The sequence below is a fragment of the Streptomyces sp. Tu 2975 genome (assembly GCF_009832925.1).
Lineage (GTDB): Bacteria > Actinomycetota > Actinomycetes > Streptomycetales > Streptomycetaceae > Streptomyces.
The window spans coordinates 412,942-435,216 of sequence record NZ_CP047140.1 but is presented as its reverse complement, the minus strand read 5'-3'; the positions used below and the strand labels follow the sequence as shown (position 1 = coordinate 435,216).

Below are 22,275 nucleotides of genomic sequence, written 5' to 3'. Positions count from 1 at the left end.
CACGTATCCGGAACGAGGAGCCCATGCGCACATCCCGTACGACCCCGGGCGGCGAGTCGCCGTTCCCGCACCCGCCACCGCACGGGCCGGCGGTCCGCGGGCGGCGGGCCCACGCAGGGCCGCCCGCTGTCGAGCACACCGGACAGGAACCACGTCCGCAGCAGCCCCCGTGGCCTGTCACCCAGCGGCGACTGTTCCAGCGGCCCAGGACGGTCCGCGCGAAGGTCATCTCGCTGCTGATGGTGCCCGTGCTCTCGCTGCTGGCGCTGTGGGGCTTCGCGACGGTCACCACCGCCCAGGACATGGCGCGGCTGAGCCAGGCCCAGCGCATCGACGAAGAGGTGAGCACACCCGTCGCCCTGGCCGTGGCCGCCCTCCAGGCCGAACGGCGTGCCGCCCTGCAACAGTTGAGCAGCCCCTCGAAGGAGCGGGCGGCCGCGCTCGGCGTCGAGGCCCGCCGTAGCGACGACGCGGTGCGCCGCCTGCGGCTCGACGACGCGCACACCGTCGCCGACGGCGGTGACACGCCGCAGGCCGTCGCCCGGCGCCTCGGCCGTTTCGTCTCGCTGGCCGGAGAGCTGGACACCGTGCGCACCGCCGTCCTCGAAGGCAGGACCTCCTGGGACAGGGCCTACCGGACCTACACCGACACCCTCGGCGCCGCGTTCGAGGTGGCCGGCGCGGTCGCCGCCGTCCAGGACCACGGGCCGGGCGCCGACGCGCGTGTACTCCTCGAATTCGGGAGGGCGGGCGAGATGCTGGCGCGCGAGGACGCGCTCGTCACCTCCGCACACATCGACGGCACCTTCGACGAGGACCGGCTGCGGACGTTCACCGGAACCGTCGCCGCGCGCACCGCTCTCGTCGAGGGTGCCGTGGCCGATCTGCGGGCCCCCGAGCGTGAGGCATGGCGCGAACTCACCGCGCAGCCCGCCCACCGGGCACTGCGCGCGGCCGAGGACCGGCTGTCGTCCGCGGCCGCGGGGCGCCAGGCCGCCAAGGCCGTGTCCGCCGGCGAATGGGACCAGGCGTACACCGCCGTCGTCGACGGCATGCGCGACATCGCCGCACAGGCACGCCGCGGTGCCGCCGAGCGGTCCGACCCGTTGGGCGGAGGCGTCCTCACCGTCGCGGGCGCGGCGGTCCTGCTGGGACTCGTGGCCGTCGCCGCGTCGCTCGTCATCTCCGTCCGGATCGGGCGTGCCCTCGTCGTCGAGCTGACCGTCCTGCGCAACAGCGCCCTGGAGATAGCACGGCGCAAACTGCCCCACGCCATGCGGCGGCTGCGTACAGGTCAGCAGATAGACATCCAGGCGGAGGCCCCGCCCGGCCCACCGGCGGAGGACGAGATCGGCCAGGTCTCGGAGGCGCTCGGCACCGTCCACCGCGCGGCCCTGAGCGCCGCCGTGGAGCGCGCCGAACTGGCGGACGGCATCTCCGGCGTCTTCGTCAACCTCGCCCGCCGCAGCCAGACACTGGTCCACCGCCAGCTCACCTTGCTGGACGCCATGGAGCGGCGCGCGGACGACCCGGGTGAACTGGGCGACCTCTTCCGGCTCGACCACCTCACCACCCGGATGCGCCGCCACGCGGAGAGTCTGATCATCCTGTCCGGCGCCGCCCCGGGACGGGCCTGGAGCAGGCCGGTCCCCCTGACCGCCGTCGTGCGGGCGGCGGTGTCCGAGATCGAGGACTACGCGCGGGTCGAGGTGCGCCAGCTGCCGGAGACGTCCGTCACGGGCGCGGCCGTCGCCGACATCACGCACCTGATGGCGGAACTGGTGGAGAACGCCGCCCAGTTCTCCCCTCCGCACACCAAGGTGCGGGTCACCGGCGAACCGGTGGGCAACGGCTACGTCCTCGAGATCGAGGACCGCGGGCTCGGCATGGGCAAGGACGCGCTGGCGGAGGCCAACCGCAGACTCGAGGAGTCGGAGGCCCTCGACCTGTTCGACAGCGACCGGCTCGGCCTGTTCGTCGTCAGCCGCCTCGCCGCCCGCCACAGCATCAAGGTCCATCTGCGGGCCTCGCCCTACGGCGGCACCACCGCCGTGATCCTGCTGCCCACCGATCTGCTGCAGCACGCTCTGCCCGGCGTCGACGGCGCGCGCGGCGCCCCCCGCGCGGAGACGGAGCCGCCGCGGGGCGCACCGCGCCCCGGCCTTTCCGCGCCCACCGCCCCGGCGCCCACCCCCTCTGCTTCTGCGCCCACCCCGCATCCGGCCGCACCCGCCGCACCGTTCACCGCCCGGGCCGGCCGTCCCGCGATCGGGGCGCCGCCCGGACAGGGGCCCGGACAAGGTGCACCGCCCACTCTGCGGGCACTGCGACTGCGGGACACGTCCACCGGGACCGGCGACGGTGAACTCCCGCGCCGGGTGCGGCAGTCCCACCTCGTGCCGCAACTGCGCGAGGCGCCGCGGCCCGAGGAGCACCGCGGCCCGGCGGAGGCCGACGACGCTGCCGAGCACCGCACCCCCGAACTGGTACGCGACCGGATGACCGCGTACCGCAACGGCTGGACCAGAGGCGGCGGCAGCGCGCCCGGCCCGACCGGCCCAGGCACCGAAGGAGACCACGCATGACCGAGCACGAGACGGCCGCGGCCCACTACCGGTTCGGCGACCTCGACTGGCTGCTGGACGATCTCGTACAGCGAGCCGGGCAGGTCCGGCACGCTGTCGTGCTGTCCAACGACGGCCTGCCGGTGGGCGCGTCCCACGCACTGAGCCGCGAGGACGCGGAACACCTGGCCGCCGTCGCCTCCGGTTTCCACAGCCTCGCCAAGGGCGCCGGGCGGCACTTCCACGCCGGCGGCGTACGGCAGACCATGGTCGAGATGGACGACGGCTTCCTCTTCGTGGCCGCCGCCGGAGACGGCTCCTGCCTCGCCGTACTCACCTCCGCCACGGCCGACATCGGACTGGTCGCGTACGAGATGGCCCGCCTTGTCAAGCGCGTCGGCGAACACCTGCGCACGCCGCCGCGCGTCGAGGCGACATGAGCGGCGCAGGCACCGGACCGAACGGCACCGGACCGAACGGTGGACCGAGCGGGGTCGCCCCGGACGGCTCCCAAGAGGCGGGCACCGGGCCGGCGCGCTTCGGGCGGACGGGTCTCGGGTCCGGCGGCTTCGGGGAGGCCGCCGCCGGTCCCGCCGGTTTCGGGCCCGCAGGCACAGGGCCCACCGGCAGTCAGTGGTACGACGCGGAGGCCGGCCCCCTGGTCCGTCCGTACGCGATGACCGGCGGACGCACCAGGCCGGGCCCCAGCAACGTACGGTTCGACCTCATCGCGCTCGTCGTCGTGGACACCGAGGGCCCCGGCCCGGAAGCGGAGTCCCTGCTCGGCCCGGAGCACCGGGTGCTGCTGACACTGTGCCGGTGCGAGACCCAGTCCGTGGCGGAGCTCGCCGCCGACGCCGACCTGCCGGTCGGTGTCGTGCGGGTGCTGCTGGGCGACCTGCTCGAAGCGGGGTTCGTGAAGGTCCGCCGGCCGGTGCCACCGGCGCAACTGCCCGACGAGCGGATCCTCAGAGAAGTGATCGAGGGGCTGAGAGCGCTGTGAAGACCGAGGCGAGCAGGCGGCACACGGCGGCGCCGACGGCGCTTCAGCGCGAGGACGTCCTGCGTGCCCATTCCTCTCGCGTCAGCGCGTACTCGACGTCCCCAGCTCGGAGCCCTCGATCTGCTCCGGCCACTCCTCGAAGAAAGTGCGGACGAAACGCAGGCCCGCCTTCTCCATCACACGACGCGAACGGGTGTTGACCGTCATCGTGTTGGCGGTCACACGCTCCACACCGAGCTCGGAGAACCCCTTGTGGATCAGCGCCAGAGACCCCTCGGTCGCAAGTCCCCGGCTCCATGCCGCCCGTCCCAGGCGGTACCCGAGCTCGACCTCGCGGCAGCTGTCCTCGGACCCGGGGCGGAAGACGAACCAGCCCAGGAACCGGCCGGACCCGCGCTCCTCGGCCACCCAGAAGCCCGGACCGCCGCAGCACCGGTAGCGGTGCAGGAGGCGCGGCATGACCTCGCGCTCCACCTCACCGGGCGCGGACGGCTGCCCGCCGTTGATGTACCGCATCACTTCCGCGTCGTCGACGATGCCGCGCACTTCGCCGGCGTCGGCGTCGGTGAAGGCGCGCAGGGTCAGCCGGCCGGTCTCCAGGAACACACGCATGGTCCGATCCTGGGCCACCCCGCCCGCCGGGTGCATCCGATTTCCACCCGCACACCCACTCCGGAGAGAAGCGACCGATGGTTTCCCAGATCCTGGACGGCACCAGTGAGGACAGCACCGCCCTCGCGCTGAAGATCCTGGTCGCCGGCGGCTTCGGCGTCGGCAAGACCACCCTCGTCGGCGCGGTGAGCGAGATCCGGCCGCTGCGGACGGAGGAACAGCTCAGCAGGATCGGCCGCAGCGTGGACGACACGGAGGGCGTCGACCGCAAGACCACGACGACCGTCGCCATGGACTTCGGCCGCATCACCATCCGGTCCGGCCTGTCGCTCTATCTGTTCGGGACACCCGGCCAGGACCGCTTCTGGTTCCTGTGGGACGAGCTCTCCCAAGGAGCTCTCGGCGCGGTGGTCCTCGCCGACACTCGGCGGCTGTGCGACTGCTTCCCCGCCGTGGACTACTTCGAGCACCGCCGGATCCCGTTCGTCGTCGCTGTGAACTGCTTCCCGGGCGCGCGTACCTTCGCCGCCGAGGACGTCTCCCGGGCCCTCGACCTGGACGAGGGGACTCCCGTCGTGCTGTGCGACGCCCGGGAACGCGACTCCGGGAAGGAGGTCCTGGTACGCCTCGTCGAGTACGCAGGACGCTTCCATACGGCCCGGATCCTCGGCACGGCGGACCAGCCGCGGTGACAGCGGCCACCCAACGCACCTTGCCCTGCGCCGCGCCGTGCGAAAGGCTTACGGGCGAACGCGGGGCCACGGGGAACGTACGAGCGGGGAGGACGAACGACCATGGCGTTGGACAAGGGACTCGACTGGCTGCTGGACGACCTGACAAAACGGGTCGAACACGTCAGACACGCACTCGTGCTGTCCAACGACGGGCTGGTGACCGGCGCCAGTACCGGTCTCGCACGCGAGGACGCGGAGCATCTCGCCGCCGTCTCCTCGGGCCTGCACTCCCTCGCGAGGGGATCCGGCCGCCACTTCCGTGCCGGCCGGGCACGACAGACGATGGTCGAGTTCGACGAGGCGCTGCTCTTCGTGACGGCGGCGGGGGAGGGCAGCTGTCTGTGTGTCCTCACGGCCGCAGAGGCAGATGTCGGCCAGGTCGCGTACGAGATGACCCTCATGGTCAACAGGGTCGGCGAGCACCTGGGCGTCGAGGCGCGCCAGCCCGGCGGCAGCCCCTTCTGACTCCTTCCCGCCTACGGTCGGGCACGTTGTCCACAGGCCGCGGCGGTATGTCCTCGCTCCGGGCTACGGTCGTCACCGAGAGTATCCACAGCTCACGGGGAGACCGGCATGACGGTACGGCAGACGTCCACGACCAGCCTCGGACTCGGTAGGGCCGCGCAGGAACTGGCTCTGAAGCGCGGCGAGTTGGAGCTCGCGCTCCAGCTGGGCCAGGTGCGTGCGGTACAGGACGACAGTGGAGGGCCGCCTCGCGTCGAGCGGCGGGAGATCGACCGGCTCCGGGCCGGGCACGGCTTCGCCGCCGCACTGCGGGAGCGGTTGCGGACGGTCGGCACGGTGGACGGCGCGGAGCTGGCGTCCATCAGCCAGGGCCGTTTTCTGCGGCTGGCCCGCACCGGTCATTTCGCGCCGGTGCGCTTCTACGTCAACCGCTACCACGCCGTGGTGTGGCTCTATCTCGCCGAGGAAGTGCTGGACTTCGCCCGCGACCATGCGCCGCTGCTCACCGGCAGGACACCGCCCGACGTCCGCGCGCTGCTGGCGACCGGTGAGGACCGGCGACCGCGCAATTGGCGGGGGCGGCGGCTCGGCCAGTTGTTGCGCGCGAGTTCCGATCCATGGCGGCGGGCAGCGGCGATCGCCGCCGTCCTCGATCCCGTGACCGTCGCCGGGGTCGTTCCTGATCCCTACGAGCGCTCCCTTCTGAGTGTCCTCCGCCCGGAGATGGTGCCCGCACCGCCGAAGTCGCTCCGCGGGAGGGAGATCGTGGAGCGCCTGGTGACCGCCGACCACGCCGACGAGATTCTGTGGCACCGGGCGAGCCTCGCCGATGCGTTGCGGGAGGCGCGCGAACACTCCGCGGCCCCCGTCGCGCGCCACGGGCGCCGGGTGCGGCACTCGCCCGCGCTCCCCGCACGGGCCCCCACCGCGCGGCCCCGCAGCCCGCCGTCCCGCACCGTGCCGTGGCCGTGGCCGCGACCGTGGCCGCACGCCCCCTCCCCGTACAGCGTCCGGGGAGCTCGCGTCCGTGGAGCCGGCAGTCGAGCGCCCGGCAGTCGAGCGCCCGGCCGTCGAGCGCTCAGCCTTCGAGTCCCCGGCCTTGGGACGCCCGGCGCGGGAGCGGTTCGCGGGGGACGGCGCGCGGGCTGCTGGGGCGGCTGTGGCGGAGCCGGGCAGGGCGGGCATGAAGCTGCGCTGTTGGCCCGCTTAAGAAAACCTCGATGGACGTGACGCTCCGAGCTGGGCAAATTGGAGCCCGTCCAGTGATCGGGGCCGTATTTTCGATATTCGGTCACTGCGATCGCCCTGTCCGTCACCATGCCTGGAGCCGCACCGATGAAGGCACTTGTCAAGCAGCATGCCGAGCCCGGCCTCTGGCTCATGGACGTGCCGGAGCCGGAGACAGGACCGGGCGACGTGCTGATCAAGGTGCTGCGCACCGGCATCTGCGGCACCGATCTCCACATCAGGTCCTGGGACGGCTGGGCCCAGCAGGCCGTCACCACTCCGCGCGTCCTCGGACACGAGTTCGTCGGTGAGGTGGCCGCGATCGGCGCGGACGTCCAGGACATCGCCGTCGGCGACATCGTCAGCGGCGAGGGCCATCTGGTGTGCGGCAAGTGCCGCAACTGCCTCGCCGGCCGCCGTCACCTGTGCCGCAGCACGATCGGCCTCGGCGTCGGCCGCGACGGGGCGTTCGCCGAGTACGTGGCGCTGCCCGCCTCCAACGTGTGGGTGCACCGCACCAAGGTGGACCTCGACGTCGCCGCCATCTTCGACCCCTTCGGCAACGCTGTGCACACCGCGCTCTCCTTCCCCCTGGTCGGGGAGGACGTGCTGATCACCGGTGCCGGCCCCATCGGGATAATGGCCGCCGCGGTCGCCCGGCACGCCGGCGCGCGCAACGTCGTCATCACCGACGTCAGCGAGTCCAGGCTCGCGCTCGCCCGCAAGGTCGGCGCGACCCTCGCGGTCAACGTCGCGGAGACCGACATCGCCGCGGCGCAGCGGCAGCTCGGCCTCAAGGAAGGTTTCGACATCGGCCTGGAGATGTCCGGCCGCCCCGAAGCCGTACGCGACATGGTCGACAACATGACGCACGGCGGCCGTATCGCGATGCTCGGCCTGCCTGCCGAGGAGTTCGCCGTCGACTGGTCGAAGATCGTCACGTCGATGATCACCATCAAGGGCATCTACGGACGGGAGATGTTCGAGACCTGGTACGCGATGACCGTCCTGCTGGAAGGCGGCCTCGACCTCAGCCCCGTGATCACCGGCAGCTACGGCTACCAGGACTTCGACGCGGCCTTCGACGAGGCCGCCACCGCCCGCAGCGGCAAGATCATCCTCGACTGGACCGTCTGAGTCCCGCATCCCCGCGTCCGAGCCCCAGACTAGGAGAACTCCTCATGTACGCGTCCGTCCGCGACGACCTGCGTGCCACGATCGACGAGATCCGCGCTGCCGGTCTCTACAAGCCCGAGCGCGTCATCGGCACGCCACAGAGCGCCTCCGTCGCCGTCACCGCGGGCGGCGCCCCGGGCGATGTCCTCAACTTCTGCGCCAACAACTACCTCGGTCTCGCCGACCACCCCGAGGTCGTCGCCGCCGCCAAGGACGCGCTCGACCGCTGGGGCTACGGCATGGCGTCCGTCCGCTTCATCTGCGGCACCCAGGAGATCCACAAGGAGCTCGAGCAGCGTCTCGCCGCGTTCCTCGGCCAGGAGGACACGATCCTCTACTCCTCCTGCTTCGACGCCAACGGCGGCGTGTTCGAGACGCTCCTCGGCCCCGAGGACGCCGTCATCTCCGACGCCCTCAACCACGCCTCCATCATCGACGGCATCCGCCTCTCCAAGGCCCGCCGTCACCGCTACGCCAACCGCGACCTCGCCGACCTCGAGCAGCAGCTCAAGGAGACGCAGGACGCCCGCCGCCGCCTGATCGTCACGGACGGCGTCTTCTCCATGGACGGCTATGTCGCCCCCTCGACCAGATCTGCGACCTCGCCGACCGCTACGACGCCATGGTCATGGTCGACGACTCGCACGCCGTCGGCTTCGTCGGCCCCGGCGGCCGCGGCACGCCCGAACTGCACGGTGTGATGGACCGCGTCGACATCATCACCGGCACCCTCGGCAAGGCCCTCGGCGGCGCCTCCGGCGGCTACGTCGCCGCCCGCGCGGAGATCGTCGAGCTGCTGCGCCAGCGCTCCCGCCCGTACCTCTTCTCCAACTCCCTCGCCCCGGTGATCGCCGCCGCCTCCCTCAAGGTCCTCGACCTGCTGGAGTCCGCCGGTGACCTGCGGGAGAAGCTCGCCGCCAACACCAAGCTCTTCCGCACCGAGATGGCGGCGGCCGGCTTCGAGATCCTGCCCGGCGACCACGCCATCGCGCCCGTCATGATCGGCGACGCCGCCGAAGCCGGACGCATGGCGGAGCTGCTGCTCGAGCGCGGGGTCTACGTCATCGGGTTCTCCTACCCGGTCGTCCCCATGGGGCAGGCGCGGATCCGCGTCCAGCTGTCCGCGGCGCACTCCACCGAGGACGTGACGCGGGCCGTGGCGGCCTTCGTCGACGCACGCGCGACAATGGGCGGGTGATCGACCCCCGGCGGCTGCGAATCCTGCGGGCCGTGGCGGACCACCGTACGGTGACCGCCGCGGCCTCCGCGCTCTACCTGACCCCATCGGCCGTGTCCCAGCAGCTCAACGCGCTGGAGCAGGAGACCGGCCACGCCCTGCTGATCCGCAGTGGCAAGGGCGTGCGGCTGACGGCGGCGGGCGACATCCTGCTCACCCACACCCACTCCGTGCTGGCCCAGCTGGAACGGGCGGAGGCGGAGCTCGCCGAGTACGCGGGCGGCGTGGCCGGCGAGGTGAGCGTCGCCGCGTTCGCCACGGGCATCGCCGAGGTCGTGGCCCCGGCCATAGACCGGCTCTCGAAGACCCGCTCCGGCATTCGGGTGCGTGTGCGGGACGCGGAGGGTGACGAGAGCCTGCCGCTGGTGCTCGACGGGGAGGCGGACCTGGCGGTCGCGGTGGAGTACCGGGGCGCTCCCGGCGCGGGCGACCGCCGGCTCGCCCGGGTGCCGCTGTACGCGGAGCCGTTCGACGCCGTGCTGCGCGCCGACCATCCGCTCGCCGCGAAGGACCGTGTGGAGCTCGCCGAGTTCGCCGACAGCGACTGGATCGGGCCTTATCCGGGCAATCCGTGCCACGACATGGTGCTGCTGGCGTGCGAGCTTGCCGGGTTCGAGCCGCGTCTGCTGCATTCTTCCGACGACTTCCGTGCCGTCGTCGCTCTCGCCGGAGCGGGCGCCGGGGTCGCGCTGGTGCCGCGCTCCGCTCTGCGCGGCATGGAACTGCGTGACACGGTCGTGCGGCCTGTCGCGGGCCCGGCGGCCACCCGCCGGGTCTTCGCCGCGGTCCGTCTCGGCGCGGAGGCCCATCCGCTGATCCGGCCGGTGCTCGACGCCCTGGCGCACACCGCGCAGGGTCTGTCCACGGACTGACCGGCGTCCGGCGCCGGACGGGGCGCGCGGGCCGCGATCAGGGCGGCCCCACTGTGGGAGAGGCTGCCGCGGACCACCCGGTCCGAGGTCGGACCGGCCGGGCGCTAGGAGACCTCGGCCTCCATCGCCTTCTTCAGGTTCTCCAGTGTCGTTCGGATGTTGCGGCGCTGGAACTCGGCGAAGGTGTGGCCCCGCGTCGCCAGCTTGTCGAAAGCGTTGGCGACGACGTCGGGCCAGGCGCGGCGGTCGTCGATCCAGGTCTCCGTCACCCGTGTCCCGCCGCCGGCGGCGCGCTCGAAGCGGTACTCCCAGGTCGCGATGCGTCCGGGAAGCACAGGCCGCCGCCTGCCGATGGCGCGTACCCGGAACGCGAACCGCTCGCCGGGATCGGCGGCCGTGACGGTGCAGCGGGTGGTCCAGCTGACCGGCCCGCGCGTGTTGCGGCCGTCGAAGACCATGCCGACGTAGGCCTGTTCGCCACCGCTGCGCACGGTCGCGCCGCGGTTCTCGGGGCTCCAGCGCCCCATCAGCGCGGGATTGCTCACATGCGCGTAGATCATCGAGGGGGCGGCGCCGATCACGACGCTGTCCGAGACGCTGAGTATGCGAACCATGCGTACGACTCCGATCATCGTGGGCGTCCGACGCTATCGCGCCGCGTCCGGTCGTCGTGCCGAGGGGCGGCCGTGTCCAAGTCGGGCATCTTCTGCGGCTGTTGGGCAATGTGGTGCACACGCGTACCGCATGCCGCGGCGGCGCGGAGCGGCGCGCCGAGGACCGTGCCTGGGCAGGTTCCGGGCACCGTCGACCGTACGGCGGAGTGCCCCTGGGGCGAACAGAGGGCCGGGACTCGAGCGAGAAGTCTCTGCGAGAGCACGTCGTGGCGCTTTGCGGACCGGCCCTGTGGGCAGCTTCAATACGGCCAAACCTCTCATAAGGCGCGTGATCGGAGAATCGCGATGCTTATTCATGCGGTTGACCGGGGAGTCCTGGTCGTCACGATCCGCGTCGACATCGACATCACCGCCCGGGCGGTCACGGCGGAGAACATCGCGCGTCTTGTCCGCTGCCATCTGCCGCTGCCGGTGGTCGTCGTGCTCGCGGCGCCGGTGGTCGGTGCCGCCACCCTCAGTGCGGTGCTCCGTGTCCATCGCACGTGCAGCGGTCTGCGGGTCCCGTTGTCCGTCGCCACGCCGAGCGCCGCCGCGCGACGCGTGCTGAGGGCGAGCGCCGATCCTTCCCGTTTCCCGCTGGGTGTGTTCGCCACAGCCGACAGCGCGATCGCCGCAGCGGCCGCCACCACCGCCCACGACGCCTCGGCGTGACCGGCCTTCGTCGGCGTGACGGCGTGACCGCCCGTCCGTCGGCGTGACGGCGTGACGGGTGCGACCTGTCCCGAGTGCGGTCGTAGCGGTCGGGCATGGCGGTCACGGGGGGCGGCGCCGTCCGTGGGGGTCGGCGTGAGGCGGCCCCGCCCCGGCGGGAAGGCGTTTCCGGCGGCAGCGAGGAGACCGTGCGGGCAGCGGGGACAGGCGCGCAGCGCCCCTCATCTCGCGGCAACGCTGTCGCAGTTGACGGGTCCGCAGCGGACACGTTCTTCTGTGGACCGTGTCCTCACTTCGCATCCAGCAGGTGGACGACGATGCCATGCTCCGTGACTGGCAGCACGTCCACAACTCGATCATCCCTTCGCACCTCCTGTCGCTCGACGAGGTCCGCGAGCGCTCCACGCGCCATCGACTGACCGTGGCGTACCTCTGCGACGTCCTCGTCGGCTGCTCGACCGTTCGGCTGCCGAGGGACGGCACGCCGACCGCCACGGTCATCTCCAGGGTGCTCCCCGCCCACCGTCGCCAGGGCATCGGCGGGCAACTCTACGAGCGGGAGTTGGCAGAGGCGCACGCACTCGGTGCGGATGTGATCGAGACGGTCGTGCTCGCGTCCAACGAGGACGGGCTCCACTTTGCCCGGTCCCGGGGGTTCACCGAGGTCGAGCGGTATCTCCTGCCGGGCGACAGCGTGCCCTACATCGACCTCCGGCTGTCCTGAGGCCGTCCCGCCGGGCGGTGCGCGACGACGAGGGCCGGCCGCTCAGCGGCTCACCGAGTGCCACGCACCGTGCGGCGTGGTGCCCGGCCGCCCCCGCCTTCGGGACCCGGGACGGGCAAAGCGCAGTGACATCAACGAGGTTGGCGTGGATTGATATGGGCATGCCAATTGAGCCGCGTGCCCCACACCGCCGGCCGACCAGGAGGACGCATTGCGCAGCACATCACGTATCCGCAGGGTCTCGCTCGTTCTCGGCAGCGCAGTCGTGCTCGTCATGGCGTCTTCCGGCAGCGCCGTCGCCGCCCCGCCCGCAGCTCTGCCGGCCGACGCGGACGGACTGGAGCAGACCTTCCAGCCGGCCTTCGACTACGACACGGACGGGTGCTATCCCACACCCGCCGTCGGACCTGACGGGACCATAGCCACCGGGCTCAACACGACCGGTGCGGTCAACGGCCAGTGCCGTGACGCCTGGGACCTCGACAACACCAACGGATACGCGCGCCACAAGTGCAACAACGGCTGGTGCGCGATCATGTACGGCCTCTACTTCGAGAAGGACCAGGCCGTCGCCGGCAGCGGACTGGGCGGGCACCGCCACGACTGGGAGCACGTCGTGGTGTGGGTGCAGAACAACGAGGCGCGGTACGTGTCCACCTCCGCCCACGGCAACTTCGGCATCCACGGCCGGGACCGCGTCCGGTGGGACGGCACACACCCCAAGATCGTCTACCACAAGGACGGCATAGGCACGCACTGCTTCCGCCTGGCGAACTCCGACGACGAGCCGCCGGAGAACCACTACCACGGATGGCAGTTCCCCCGCCTTGTCGGCTGGAACGGCTACCCGGCCGGGCTGCGCGACAAGCTGAGCCAGGCTCAGTTCGGCAGTGCCGTCTTCGGTCTGAAGGACGGGAACTTCAACCACCACCTGGAGAAGGCCAAGCCGGCCGGTATCCCCTTCGACCCCCACGCCTGAGGACGCCGCCGGGAGTGGACAGGTAGGTCAGGTACGCGCGTCCCCTGATGGCGACGGTCCACGGACCCGTGGCCCGGGCATCCTTCGAAGGATGCCCGGGCCACGGGCCTTCCTGGGCGGCGGAGACGGACCGGCAGTGGCGCGGCACCCGCCCGGGAGGCCGTTTCAGCGCCTCAGCGGTTCATCTGGTGGCCGCCCACTTCTGGTTGGCGGCTCCTGTACAGGTCCAGAGCTGGAGCCGGGTTCCGTCGGCGGAGCTGTTACCGCTGGCGTCGAGGCACTTGTTCGCCTGGGGATTGACGATGTCGCGCGCCGCGTTCGCGTCCCAGCGCTGGGCTCCTGAACCGTTGCAGTCCCAGAGTTGTGCGAGGGTTCCGTCAGCGGTACCGCCGCCGGCGGCGTCGAGGCACTTGCCGAGCGCCCTGATGGTGCCGTCGCTGCCCACGCTCCAGCGCTGGGCCGCGGTGCCGTTGCAGTCGTAGAGCTGTACGGGGGTGCCGTTGGCGGTGTTCGCTCCTGCCACGTCCACGCACTTGCCGCCGATGCCGGTGATCGGCCCGCCGGTCGCCGGGCTGTCACCCGTGGTGACCCGTACATGGTCCACGACGAGCTGCTGGGGGAAGACCGTGCTGCCGTCGGGGTCGCCGGGCCAGTAGCCGCCGACCGCGAGATTCAGGATGATGAAGAACGGCTTGTCGAACACCCACTGGCGGCCGCCCAGATCGGCAGGCGTACGGGTCTGGTAGACGTTGCCGTCCACCGACCATGTCACCTTGTTCGGTGACCAGTCGACGGCGAAGGTGTGGAAGGCGTCCGCGAAGGCCTGACCACCGGGGAGCGTGTATCCGGCGCCGATACCGCCGGAACCCGAGTAGCCGGGGCCGTGCAGGGTGCCGTGGACGGTGGACGGTTCGAAGCCGACGTTCTCCATGATGTCGATCTCGCCCGAGGCCGGCCAGCCGATCTGCCCGATGTCGTTCCCGAGCATCCAGAAGGCGGGCCACATGCCCTGCCCGCGGGGCACCTTCAGCCGCGCCTCGACCCGGCCGTAGGTGGTGGTGAACTTGCCCGCGGTGTTCAGCCGGGCCGAGGTGTACTCACAACGTCCGTACCAGCACTGGTAGTTGCCGGGGTTCTCGCGGCGGGCGGTGATGACCAGATGGCCCTGCCCGTCGAGCACGGCGTTCCGGTTGCCGGCCGTGTAGTACTGCCGCTCGTGGTTGTTGACGTTGTCGCCGGTCTCGATCTGCCACTTGCCACTGTCCACGGCGGAGCCGGCCGGACCGTCGAATTCGTCGGAGAACGTGACGGCGGCGGCCTCGGCGGCCGGCCGGAGAGCGTGATCCGCCTGTGACGAAGGTGCGGGCGCGCCGGTCGCCAGTCCGGTGCCGACCGTGGCCAGGACCAAGGCGGAGACAACGGTCGCGAGCAGGCGCCGTGGGGAGCGCGGGGAGTCCATGACTCTCCCTTCCGTTGTGTGAGGGAGGAAGGGGCTCCTGTCATGGATATGACAGCAGCTTAGTTCATTACGTGATTTAAGAAGTGAACTAAGTGAGTGTCAAGAGTTTGGTACGGACCTGGCGGCGAGGCGTCTTCGGATGCCGCCGCTCCGCAAAAGGGAGCGCTTGCAATCAAATGCGTCTGCAACTATTGTCGACGCTCGTAAGCCGCACTCGCAATCCTCTGAAAGGTCCTCCCCATGCCTCTAGCGCTGCTGGCCCTGGCTGTCGGTGCCTTCGGCATCGGCACCACCGAGTTCGTGATCATGGGGTTGCTCCCCGAGGTCGCGGCCGACTTCGGGGTCTCGATCCCCACCTCGGGTCTGCTGGTGACCGGCTACGCCCTGGGCGTGGTCGTCGGCGCCCCGCTGATGACCGCACTCGGCTCCAAGGTGTCCCGCAAGCGGATGCTGATGCTGCTGATGGGCCTCTTCGTGCTGGGCAACGTCCTGTCGGCCCTGGCGCCCACCTTCGGCATGATGCTCACCGGCCGGATCGTGGCCTCCTTGGCCCACGGTGCGTTCTTCGGTATCGGCTCCGTCGTGGCGGCAGGACTGGTCGCCCCGGACAAGAAGGCGGGCGCGATCGCGATGATGTTCACCGGCCTGACCGTCGCCAACGTGGTCGGTGTCCCCGGGGGCACCCTGATCGGCCAGTCCATCGGCTGGCGCACCACCTTCGTGATCGTCGCCCTGCTCGGTGTCATCGGCCTGTTCGGCATCGCCCGGCTCGTCCCCGACATGCCGAGGCCGCAGGGCGTGCGGCTGCTCGACGAGGTGGCTGCCTTCAGGAACGCCCAGGTGCTGCTGGCCATGGCGATGACCGTCCTCGGCTTCGGCGGCGTGTTCGCCGCCATCACCTACATCGCGCCGATGATGACCGAGGTCGCCGGCTTCGCCGACACGTCCGTCACCTGGCTGCTCGTCCTCTTCGGAGTCGGCATGGTCGGCGGCAACCTGCTCGGCGGCAAGTACGCCGACAAGCACCTCATGCCCCTGCTCTACACGACTCTGACCGCACTCGCCGTGGTCCTGGCCCTGTTCACCGTCACCGCGCACCACAAGGTCCTGGCCGCCCTCTCGATCCTGCTGATCGGCGCCCTCGGTTTCGCGACCGTGCCCCCGCTGCAGAAGCGCGTGCTGGACCAGGCGCACGGCGCCCCGACCCTGGCCTCCGCCGTCAACATCGGCGCCTTCAACCTCGGCAACGCGCTGTCCGCCTGGCTCGGCGGCATCGTGATCGCCGCCGGCATGGGGCTCACCGCCCCCAACTGGGTCGGAGCCGTCCTTGCCGCCGCCGCGCTCGTCCTCGCGGTCCTCTCCGCCTTCCTCGAACGCCGGAATTCCCGCCGAGGCAGCCGTGCCCTCGCCGGTTCCCCGGCCGCGGATCCGGCCACCGCGAACCTCGGCACCATGCCCGCGGCCGTTACGACCGCAGAACCGGCACCGGTCACCGCGGCACGCCGCTGACCCCCCGACCACCACCGCAGAACCGCACGAGCAAGCAGCGGTACCCCACCGCATCCCAGAACCGCACGAGCAATCAACGGAACCGCACCGCACGGAGCGATCCGCGGAACCGCACCGCCAAAATCAGGAGACCCACCCCCATGAGCACCACCGCCACCGCCCCGCTGACCGTCCAGGACGCGGAGACCCTGCTCGACGCGGCCCGCGCCGCCGCAGAGGCCGCCGGCGTCACCGTCGCCGTCAGCGTCCTCGACGCGGGGGGCCATCTGCTGGCCTTCCGCCGCGACGACCAGGCGGTGCTGATCGCCGGCGAGACCAGCACCCGCAAGGCGTACACCGCGCTCCAACTGGGCGCCCCCACCGCCGACCTCGTCGACGCCGTGCAGCCCGGCGGCCTGTTCCACACCCTGCCGACCGCGCTCGACCGGCCGCTGCTCTTCATCGCCGGCGGCATACCGGTCTTCCGCGACGGACGGCTCGTCGGTGCCGTCGGCGTCGGCGGCGGCGCTCCGGAGCAGGACCACGGCTTCGCCGCCGCTGCCGTCACCGCGCTGGACGGCGACACGCGCACGGACGAGGACCTCGCCGCCTGACGTCCGAGGAACCCGACCCGGCCCGCACGCCGCCGCTGTGGCATCACCTGCCGCAGCGGCGGCGGCGCATGTCCGGCCGGCGCCCGGGTCAGACCACGGCGCCCGAACGGTCCCTCGCCTTGCCTCCCTCCTTTGCCGGCTTCACGCGCCCGGACCCGCCGGCGCCGCGTGACTCGGGGTACCGGGACTGGAGGAGGAGCGCCACGGGCATCGCGGTGAAGACGGTGGACGCCGTTCCGAGCACCACTCCCGCGAGCAGGGCGATGGAGAAGTCGGTCAGCGAGTCACCGCCCAGGACGGCCAGCGCGACGAGGACGAACAGCGCCCCCATGCCCGTGTTGACCGTCCGGGGCAGGGTCTGCGCGACGGCCCGGTCCGCCAGGGACTCCAGCGGGATCGAGCCGCCGGTCCTGCGGAGTTCGCGCAGTCGGTCGAGCACGACGACCGTGTCGTTGACCGAGTAGCCGACGACGGTCAGCAGTGCGGCGAGGAAGACGCTGTCCATCGGCTTGCCGAGCCAGGCGAACAGACCCACCACCAGTGCCACGTCCTGTGCCATCGCGACGACGGCGGCCGTCGCGAACGTCCACCGGAACCGCACGGACAGATACAGCAACTGTGCCGCTACCGCGACGCCGAGCGCGATCAGCGCGTACAGGCGCAGCTCGCTGCCCAGACTGGGACCGATGAGATCGTCGCGTTCCACGGTCAACTGCCCTGCCACGTCGTCGAGCGCGCCGCGGATCCGCTCCTGCTCGTCGTCGCCGCGTTCCTTGGTGCGTACGGAGAAACCGTTGTCGTCGGTCGACTGCACGACCGCGTCGGGGAATCCGGCGCCGACGACCGCCTCGCGGGCCGTGTCCGCGTCGACGGACCGTTCGGCCGTGTACTGCACGGCCCGGCCGCCGGTGAACTCCACCCCGAACTCCGCCCCGCGCACGCCGACCCCGGCGATCGCGAGGAGCAGCAGCCCCGAACAGATCCCGAGCCAGCGGCGCCGATGCCGCATCAGGCGCGGTGTACGCCGGGCGAGCCGCTCACGCAGCCGGCCCGGCCCGGCCATGCCTGTCAACTCGGGACGGCGCCGGACGTACGGCACGCTCAGCGCCCACTCGGCGAGCAGCCGGGTGATCAGCATGGCCGAGACCATCGACGCCAGCACGCCGATGGCGAGGGTCACCCCGAAGCCCTTCACGGGGCCGGTCGCGAACACGAACAGCAGCCCTGCGGCCAGCAGCGTGGTGATGTTCGAGTCGGCCACCGCGCTCCACGCCTTGCTGAACCCGGTCCGCAGCGCGGACTTCAGGTCGCGGCGCCTGGCGCCGCCCCGGCCTCCCGGGCGTGCGAACTCCTCCCGGGCGCGTTCGAAGACGAGCACGTTGGCGTCCACGGCGATGCCGATGGCCAGCACGAACCCGGCGAGCCCGGGCAGGGTGAGCGTCGCCCCGAGTGCCACCACGGCGGCGTACGAGATCAGCCCGTAGAGCGTGAGCGCCACGGTGGCCAGCAGGCCGAGGAGCCGGTACACGACGATGACGAACAGGCCGGTGCAGAGCAGTCCGATCACCGCTGCCGCTGCGCTGGCCCGGACGGCCTCCGCGCCCAGCGTCGGTCCCACGGTGCTCTGTTCCACGGTCGTCACCGGCACGGGCAGCGCGCCGCCCTTCACCAGAGCGGCCAGGTCGCGGGCCTCGCCCGGGGTGAATCCGCCGGTGATCTGCGCGGAGCCGCCCGTGATGCCCGCCCCACAGGGCACGCTGCTCTGCATACCCGGCGCCGACACCACCGCGTCGTCGAGGACGATCGCGACCCTGCGCGCTGGATCGGCGGGCGCCGCGCAGGCCGCTTCGCCCGTGACGCGTGCCCACTGCTTCGCCGCGTCGCCGTGGAAGGAGAGGTCGACGGTCCAGCCGCGGCCCTCGAGGGTGTCGAGCACCGCCTCCGCGTCCTCGACCCCGTCACCGGTGAGGGCGGGCGGGCCGAGCCGCAGGAACTGCCCCGGTGCGTCGGGGTCTGCGAGGACACGCGCGCCGTCCTTCCCGGGAGCGCGCGCGGGTCCCGCCGAGGTGCCGGTGACGGGGTGGAAGGTCAACTGCGCGGTGCGGCCGATGACCTTCGCGGCCTCGCGGGGGTCCTTCAGGCCGGGAAGTTCGACGACGATGCGCCGCTCCCCGGAACGCGCGAGAGAGGGCTCGGTGACACCGAGCCCGTCGACGCGCCGGCGCAGCACCTCCATCGCCCGGTCGGTGGCCTCCGGGTCGGCGGTCACGGTGGGGGAGTCCCGGGTCTCGAGGACGATACGGGTTCCGCCCCGCAGATCCAGGCCGAGCCGGGCCGGTGTGGTCAGGGCGACGTACAGGGACACGGCGACGACGGCGAGCGCGAGCAGCGCCCGCCAGAACGTTGCGCGAGATGACATGGGTGCTCCACGGGCAGCACGCAGGCGCGCCCGGCGCCTGCGCTGATTGAGGACGCGGGGAAGAGGACGTCACGCGCACCGGTCCGCGGACACGCAGCGGTACCGGACGGCGGACGCCTTGGGGCCCTGCCGGCGGATCGCCGTGACAGGCCCCGGAACGTCAGCTGTGCCGGGTGGAGGGGGGACCGCGGGTGTGCCGCGGGTCGTACACGCCGGAGGGCGGGGCGCGCTCCTGGCACGGACCGGCCGTCTCCCGGCCGTGCAGGGGGTGGGTGTGCGCGGACACCGGTGCACCGGGCAGCGCCGGGGGAGTGCCGGGCAGCCGTTGGGTGTTCTCAGTGGCCAGCAGTTGGGGGACCGCTGCGACGGGCCGGGCCTGGAGTGTGTTCGGCACGGTCCGGTGGGCCGCGACGGGGCGTGGGGAAGTGCCCGCCCCCGCTTCGGCGGGTGCGACCACGACGGGGCCGGCGACGGGCTGCGCACCGTGGCCGGTGGCGCCGGTGAGAAGGAGGAACACCGACCAGACGCCGAAGAGGGCCGCCGGCAGTGCGGTCGCGAGGACGAGCCGGACCCGTCTCCCCATCCCGCCCTCCCTCGCCGGTCGTCGTTCCCTGGCGACGTCCGAAGACCCTGCGGACGTCTGCCGTCGCTCAGCCTAGAGCCTGGGGAGCGCGCCGCCGCCGTGGGTGTCGAACTCCGTGGAGTGTCCGAAGGGTGGAACACCTGGTGGACGGCTCCGGCGCACCACGCATCCGGTGGCTTACGATCTCGGCGGACGGTCGCGGACCGCGGCCTTCCGTGTCCCCCCACTCCTGGAGGTCATCGTGTTCGGGACGGTCAGCGGCCATCGCAGCCACCGCAGCAGCTTCCGCGTCCGCGCCACAGCCGGTGCCGTGGCAGCCGGGATGTTCCTCGCCGTCGGATGCGGCTCCTCCGACGAAGGGCCGGGCGAGGCCGCGGGAGGCGTCCCCGTGGTCGAGAAGGGCAAGCTGACCACCTGCACCCACCTGCCCTACCCGCCGTTCCAGTTCGAGCAGGGCGGCAAGGTCGTCGGCTTCGACGTCGCGCTGATCGACCTGGTGGCGAAGAACCTCGACGTCGAGCAGAAGATCCTCGACACGCCGTTCGAGAACTTCAAGACCGGCGCGTTCCTCAACTCCGGCGAGTGCGACCTCGCCGCTGCCGGTATGACGATCACCGACGAGCGCAAGAAGAACGTGGACTTCTCCGTCCCCTACTTCGACGCGACCCAGGCGCTGCTGGCCACCAAGGAGAGCGGCGTGACGTCGCTCGACGAGGTCAAGTCCGGGAAGAAGAAGCTCGGCGCCCAGGCGGAGACCACCGGCGAGAGCTACGCCAAGAGCCAGGGCTTCGACCCCGTCGCCTTCGAGAGCTCGGACGCGGTGCTGAACGGGCTGCGCACCGGCCAGGTCGACGCGGTGATCATCGACTACCCCGTCGTCCAGGGCTGGCTGAAGGACAAGGCGAACGCCGCCCAGTTCGCCCTCGGCCAGAACATCGAGACCGGTGAGCAGTACGGCTTCTCGGTGAAGAAGGGCAACGACAAGCTGCGTGCCGCCATCGACAAGGCGATCCAGGACGCCCGGGCCGACGGAACCTACGACAAGCTCTACGAGCAGTGGATCGGCCCGCTGCCCAAGGCGCAGTCGTGACCTCACGCCTCACCCGCCGCCAGCGGCGGCGGGTGTCGCAAGGCATCCAGTACGCGGTCTTCGTCGCGGCGCTCGTCATGGTCGGCCTGCTGGCCGACTGGGACCGTCTGCAGAACCAGTTCGCGCAGAAGGACCTCGCCTCGGAGCTGTTCCCGGCCATCATCACCACCGCGCTGCGCAACACCGTGGTCTACACGGTGTCCGGTTTCGTCTTCGGCCTGGTGCTGGGTCTGATCATCGCGCTGATGCGGTTGTCGTCGGTCGCCCCCTACCGGTGGGTGGCGGGCGTCTACATCGAGATCTTCCGCGGTCTGCCCGCACTGCTGATCTTCATCTTCGTCGGCGTGGCCGTGCCGCTGGCCTTCCCCGGCACCGAGATCCCCGGCGGCACCTACGGGAAGGTCGCCCTCGGTCTCGGTCTGGTCGCCGCCGCCTACATGGCGGAGACGATCAGGGCGGGTATCCAGGCGGTGCCAAAGGGGCAGATGGAGGCCGCCAGGTCGCTGGGCTTCTCGCACGCCAGGGCCATGGTCTCGGTGATCATTCCGCAGGCGTTCCGGATCGTCATTCCCCCACTCACCAACGAACTGGTCCTGCTCTTCAAGGACTCCTCGCTGGTGCTGTTCCTCGGTGTCACCCTCGAGGAGCGCGAACTGACCAAGTTCGGCAGGGACCTGGCCAGCCAGACCGCCAACTCCACGCCGATCCTCGTCGCGGGGCTCTGCTACCTCCTGGTGACCGTGCCGCTCAGCTTCGTGGTGCGCCGCCTCGAGGCCCGCGCCGACAAGGCGAGGTGAGGGTTCACATGCCGGTCGGGCCACAGTCGTCGGGAAGCGGGAGCAGCGGGATCATGGACAGTACGGACCGCCCCGAGATCGAGATCCGGGGCCTGCACAAGTCGTTCGGTGACAACCACGTGCTGCGCGGCATCGACCTCGACATCGGCCGGGGCGAGGTGGTGTGCGTCATCGGCCCGTCCGGCTCCGGCAAGTCGACGCTGCTGCGCTGTGTGAACCTGCTGGAGGAGCCGACCGCCGGTCAGGTGTTCGTGGGCGGCACGGAGGTCACCGACCTCGACGTCGACATCGACGCCGTGCGCCGCCGCATCGGCATGGTCTTCCAGCAGTTCAATCTCTTCCCGCACATCAGCGTCACGGACAACCTCACCCTGCCGCAGCGGCGGGTCCTGCGCAGGGACAAGGCGAAGGCCGCGGAGGTGGCACGGCGCAATCTGGAGCGGGTGGGCCTCTCCGACAAGGCCGACGCCTTTCCGTCGCAGCTCTCCGGCGGTCAGCAGCAGCGGGTGGCCATCGCCCGCGCGCTGAGCATGGGACCGGAGGTGATGCTCTTCGACGAGCCGACCTCCGCGCTCGACCCGGAGTTGGTGGGCGACGTCCTCGCGGTCATGCGCCAGCTGGCGGCCGAGGGCATGACGATGATGGTCGTCACCCATGAGATGAGCTTCGCCAGGGAGGTCGCCGACCGTGTGGTCTTCATGGACGGCGGGGTGATCGTCGAGGAAGGGCCGGCGGAACGGGTCGTGGGCGACCCGCGGCACGAACGGACCCGGAACTTCCTGATGCGCATCCTGGATCCGGCCGCCGCCGAACAGCCGGGGGACACCGGCTCGGAAGGCCCCGCCAAGGAGCTGTGACCCCGCACCGGGCACCTGCCCGGTGCCCCGGCCGGGCGGGGGACGTTCCC

Annotated in this window: 21 protein-coding genes and 1 pseudogene; 17 read left to right on the top strand and 5 right to left on the bottom strand. The window is 71.5% G+C overall.

Annotated elements, in window-relative coordinates; translation table 11 throughout:
- Positions 1 to 23 precede the first annotated feature (23 nt).
- The 3 genes from GLX30_RS01760 (at position 24) to GLX30_RS01750 (ending at position 3,567) form a co-directional block, all read left to right on the top strand.
- Positions 24 to 2,585 (top strand): nitrate- and nitrite sensing domain-containing protein, encoded by a 2,562-nt coding sequence (locus GLX30_RS01760; RefSeq protein ID WP_159682685.1) that lies wholly within the window; start codon positions 24 to 26, stop codon positions 2,583 to 2,585.
- The gene (locus GLX30_RS01755; RefSeq protein WP_159682683.1) at positions 2,582 to 3,004 is read left to right on the top strand and encodes a roadblock/LC7 domain-containing protein; all 423 of its coding nucleotides are present in this window, start codon (positions 2,582 to 2,584) and stop codon (positions 3,002 to 3,004) included. The genes GLX30_RS01760 and GLX30_RS01755 overlap by 4 nt, the downstream gene beginning before the upstream one ends.
- A gap of 218 nt (positions 3,005 to 3,222) precedes the next feature.
- Positions 3,223 to 3,567: a DUF742 domain-containing protein gene (locus tag GLX30_RS01750; RefSeq protein WP_159694794.1), complete on the top strand. Its 345-nt coding sequence runs from the start codon at positions 3,223 to 3,225 to the stop codon at positions 3,565 to 3,567.
- 81 nt (positions 3,568 to 3,648) lie between these two features.
- Here GLX30_RS01750 and GLX30_RS01745 read toward each other — a convergent pair whose 3' ends face one another.
- Positions 3,649 to 4,179, bottom strand: a complete 531-nt coding sequence (locus tag GLX30_RS01745; RefSeq protein ID WP_347879678.1) for a GNAT family N-acetyltransferase — start codon at positions 4,177 to 4,179, stop codon at positions 3,649 to 3,651.
- Between the two features lie 77 nt (positions 4,180 to 4,256).
- On the opposite strand from GLX30_RS01745, the gene GLX30_RS01740 reads away from it, so the two are divergent.
- The 6 genes and pseudogenes from GLX30_RS01740 to GLX30_RS01715 all read left to right on the top strand — a co-directional run bounded on the left by GLX30_RS01740 (position 4,257) and on the right by GLX30_RS01715 (position 9,890).
- Positions 4,257 to 4,871 carry an ATP/GTP-binding protein gene (locus GLX30_RS01740; protein WP_159682681.1) on the top strand — a complete coding sequence of 205 codons (615 nt, stop codon included), beginning with the start codon at positions 4,257 to 4,259 and terminating at the stop codon, positions 4,869 to 4,871.
- 102 nt (positions 4,872 to 4,973) lie between these two features.
- The gene (locus GLX30_RS01735; protein WP_005307718.1) at positions 4,974 to 5,378 is read left to right on the top strand and encodes a roadblock/LC7 domain-containing protein; all 405 of its coding nucleotides are present in this window, start codon (positions 4,974 to 4,976) and stop codon (positions 5,376 to 5,378) included.
- Between the two features lie 108 nt (positions 5,379 to 5,486).
- Entirely contained in the window at positions 5,487 to 6,608 is a 1,122-nt protein-coding gene (locus tag GLX30_RS01730; protein WP_159682679.1) for a DUF6397 family protein, read from the top strand.
- Positions 6,609 to 6,713: 105 nt separating this feature from the next.
- Entirely contained in the window at positions 6,714 to 7,742 is a 1,029-nt protein-coding gene (gene tdh, locus GLX30_RS01725) for an L-threonine 3-dehydrogenase (RefSeq protein ID WP_159682677.1), read from the top strand.
- 44 nt (positions 7,743 to 7,786) lie between these two features.
- Positions 7,787 to 8,979 (top strand): annotated as a pseudogene (locus GLX30_RS01720) (aminotransferase class I/II-fold pyridoxal phosphate-dependent enzyme).
- Positions 8,976 to 9,890 carry a LysR family transcriptional regulator gene (locus GLX30_RS01715; protein ID WP_159682675.1) on the top strand — a complete coding sequence of 305 codons (915 nt, stop codon included), beginning with the start codon at positions 8,976 to 8,978 and terminating at the stop codon, positions 9,888 to 9,890. The pseudogene GLX30_RS01720 and the gene GLX30_RS01715 overlap by 4 nt, the downstream one beginning before the upstream one ends.
- Positions 9,891 to 9,994: 104 nt before the next feature.
- Here GLX30_RS01715 and GLX30_RS01710 read toward each other — a convergent pair whose 3' ends face one another.
- Positions 9,995 to 10,504, bottom strand: a complete 510-nt coding sequence (locus GLX30_RS01710) for an SRPBCC family protein (RefSeq protein ID WP_159682673.1) — start codon at positions 10,502 to 10,504, stop codon at positions 9,995 to 9,997.
- Between the two features lie 345 nt (positions 10,505 to 10,849).
- On the opposite strand from GLX30_RS01710, the gene GLX30_RS01705 reads away from it, so the two are divergent.
- From GLX30_RS01705 to GLX30_RS01695, 3 genes are all read left to right on the top strand, one after another.
- A complete protein-coding gene (locus GLX30_RS01705) occupies positions 10,850 to 11,215 on the top strand; it encodes a hypothetical protein (protein ID WP_159682672.1) in 366 nt (121 codons plus the stop codon).
- A gap of 283 nt (positions 11,216 to 11,498) precedes the next feature.
- On the top strand, positions 11,499 to 11,939 hold the full coding sequence (locus tag GLX30_RS01700; RefSeq protein WP_244257953.1) for a GNAT family N-acetyltransferase: 441 nt from the start codon (positions 11,499 to 11,501) through the stop codon (positions 11,937 to 11,939).
- 211 nt (positions 11,940 to 12,150) lie between these two features.
- Positions 12,151 to 12,918, top strand: a complete 768-nt coding sequence (locus tag GLX30_RS01695) for an NPP1 family protein (protein ID WP_159682670.1) — start codon at positions 12,151 to 12,153, stop codon at positions 12,916 to 12,918.
- Positions 12,919 to 13,099: 181 nt separating this feature from the next.
- Here the strand turns inward: GLX30_RS01695 and GLX30_RS01690 are convergent, their stop codons facing one another.
- Positions 13,100 to 14,377, bottom strand: a complete 1,278-nt coding sequence (locus GLX30_RS01690; protein ID WP_159682668.1) for a glycoside hydrolase family 16 protein — start codon at positions 14,375 to 14,377, stop codon at positions 13,100 to 13,102.
- A 240-nt stretch (positions 14,378 to 14,617) separates the two neighbouring features.
- Here GLX30_RS01690 and GLX30_RS01685 point away from each other — a divergent pair, with 240 nt between their 5' ends.
- Both GLX30_RS01685 and GLX30_RS01680 read left to right on the top strand, forming a co-directional pair.
- The gene (locus tag GLX30_RS01685; protein ID WP_159682666.1) at positions 14,618 to 15,886 is read left to right on the top strand and encodes an MFS transporter; all 1,269 of its coding nucleotides are present in this window, start codon (positions 14,618 to 14,620) and stop codon (positions 15,884 to 15,886) included.
- 140 nt (positions 15,887 to 16,026) lie between these two features.
- A complete protein-coding gene (locus tag GLX30_RS01680) occupies positions 16,027 to 16,479 on the top strand; it encodes a heme-binding protein (RefSeq protein ID WP_159682664.1) in 453 nt (150 codons plus the stop codon).
- A gap of 88 nt (positions 16,480 to 16,567) precedes the next feature.
- On the opposite strand, the gene secD is transcribed toward GLX30_RS01680, so the two are convergent.
- Positions 16,568 to 18,898, bottom strand: coding sequence for a protein translocase subunit SecD (secD, locus tag GLX30_RS01675; RefSeq protein ID WP_159682662.1), 2,331 nt, complete (start codon positions 18,896 to 18,898; stop codon positions 16,568 to 16,570).
- 160 nt (positions 18,899 to 19,058) lie between these two features.
- Positions 19,059 to 19,481, bottom strand: a complete 423-nt coding sequence (locus GLX30_RS01670; RefSeq protein WP_159682659.1) for a hypothetical protein — start codon at positions 19,479 to 19,481, stop codon at positions 19,059 to 19,061.
- A 322-nt stretch (positions 19,482 to 19,803) separates the two neighbouring features.
- Here GLX30_RS01670 and GLX30_RS01665 point away from each other — a divergent pair, with 322 nt between their 5' ends.
- The 3 genes from GLX30_RS01665 to GLX30_RS01655 are packed head-to-tail and all read left to right on the top strand — an operon-like array spanning position 19,804 to position 22,225.
- Positions 19,804 to 20,571 carry an ABC transporter substrate-binding protein gene (locus GLX30_RS01665; protein WP_159694792.1) on the top strand — a complete coding sequence of 256 codons (768 nt, stop codon included), beginning with the start codon at positions 19,804 to 19,806 and terminating at the stop codon, positions 20,569 to 20,571.
- Positions 20,568 to 21,368, top strand: a complete 801-nt coding sequence (locus GLX30_RS01660) for an amino acid ABC transporter permease (RefSeq protein WP_159682657.1) — start codon at positions 20,568 to 20,570, stop codon at positions 21,366 to 21,368. The genes GLX30_RS01665 and GLX30_RS01660 overlap by 4 nt, the downstream gene beginning before the upstream one ends.
- A 53-nt stretch (positions 21,369 to 21,421) precedes the next feature.
- The gene (locus tag GLX30_RS01655) at positions 21,422 to 22,225 is read left to right on the top strand and encodes an amino acid ABC transporter ATP-binding protein (RefSeq protein WP_159682655.1); all 804 of its coding nucleotides are present in this window, start codon (positions 21,422 to 21,424) and stop codon (positions 22,223 to 22,225) included.
- Positions 22,226 to 22,275 lie beyond the last annotated feature (50 nt).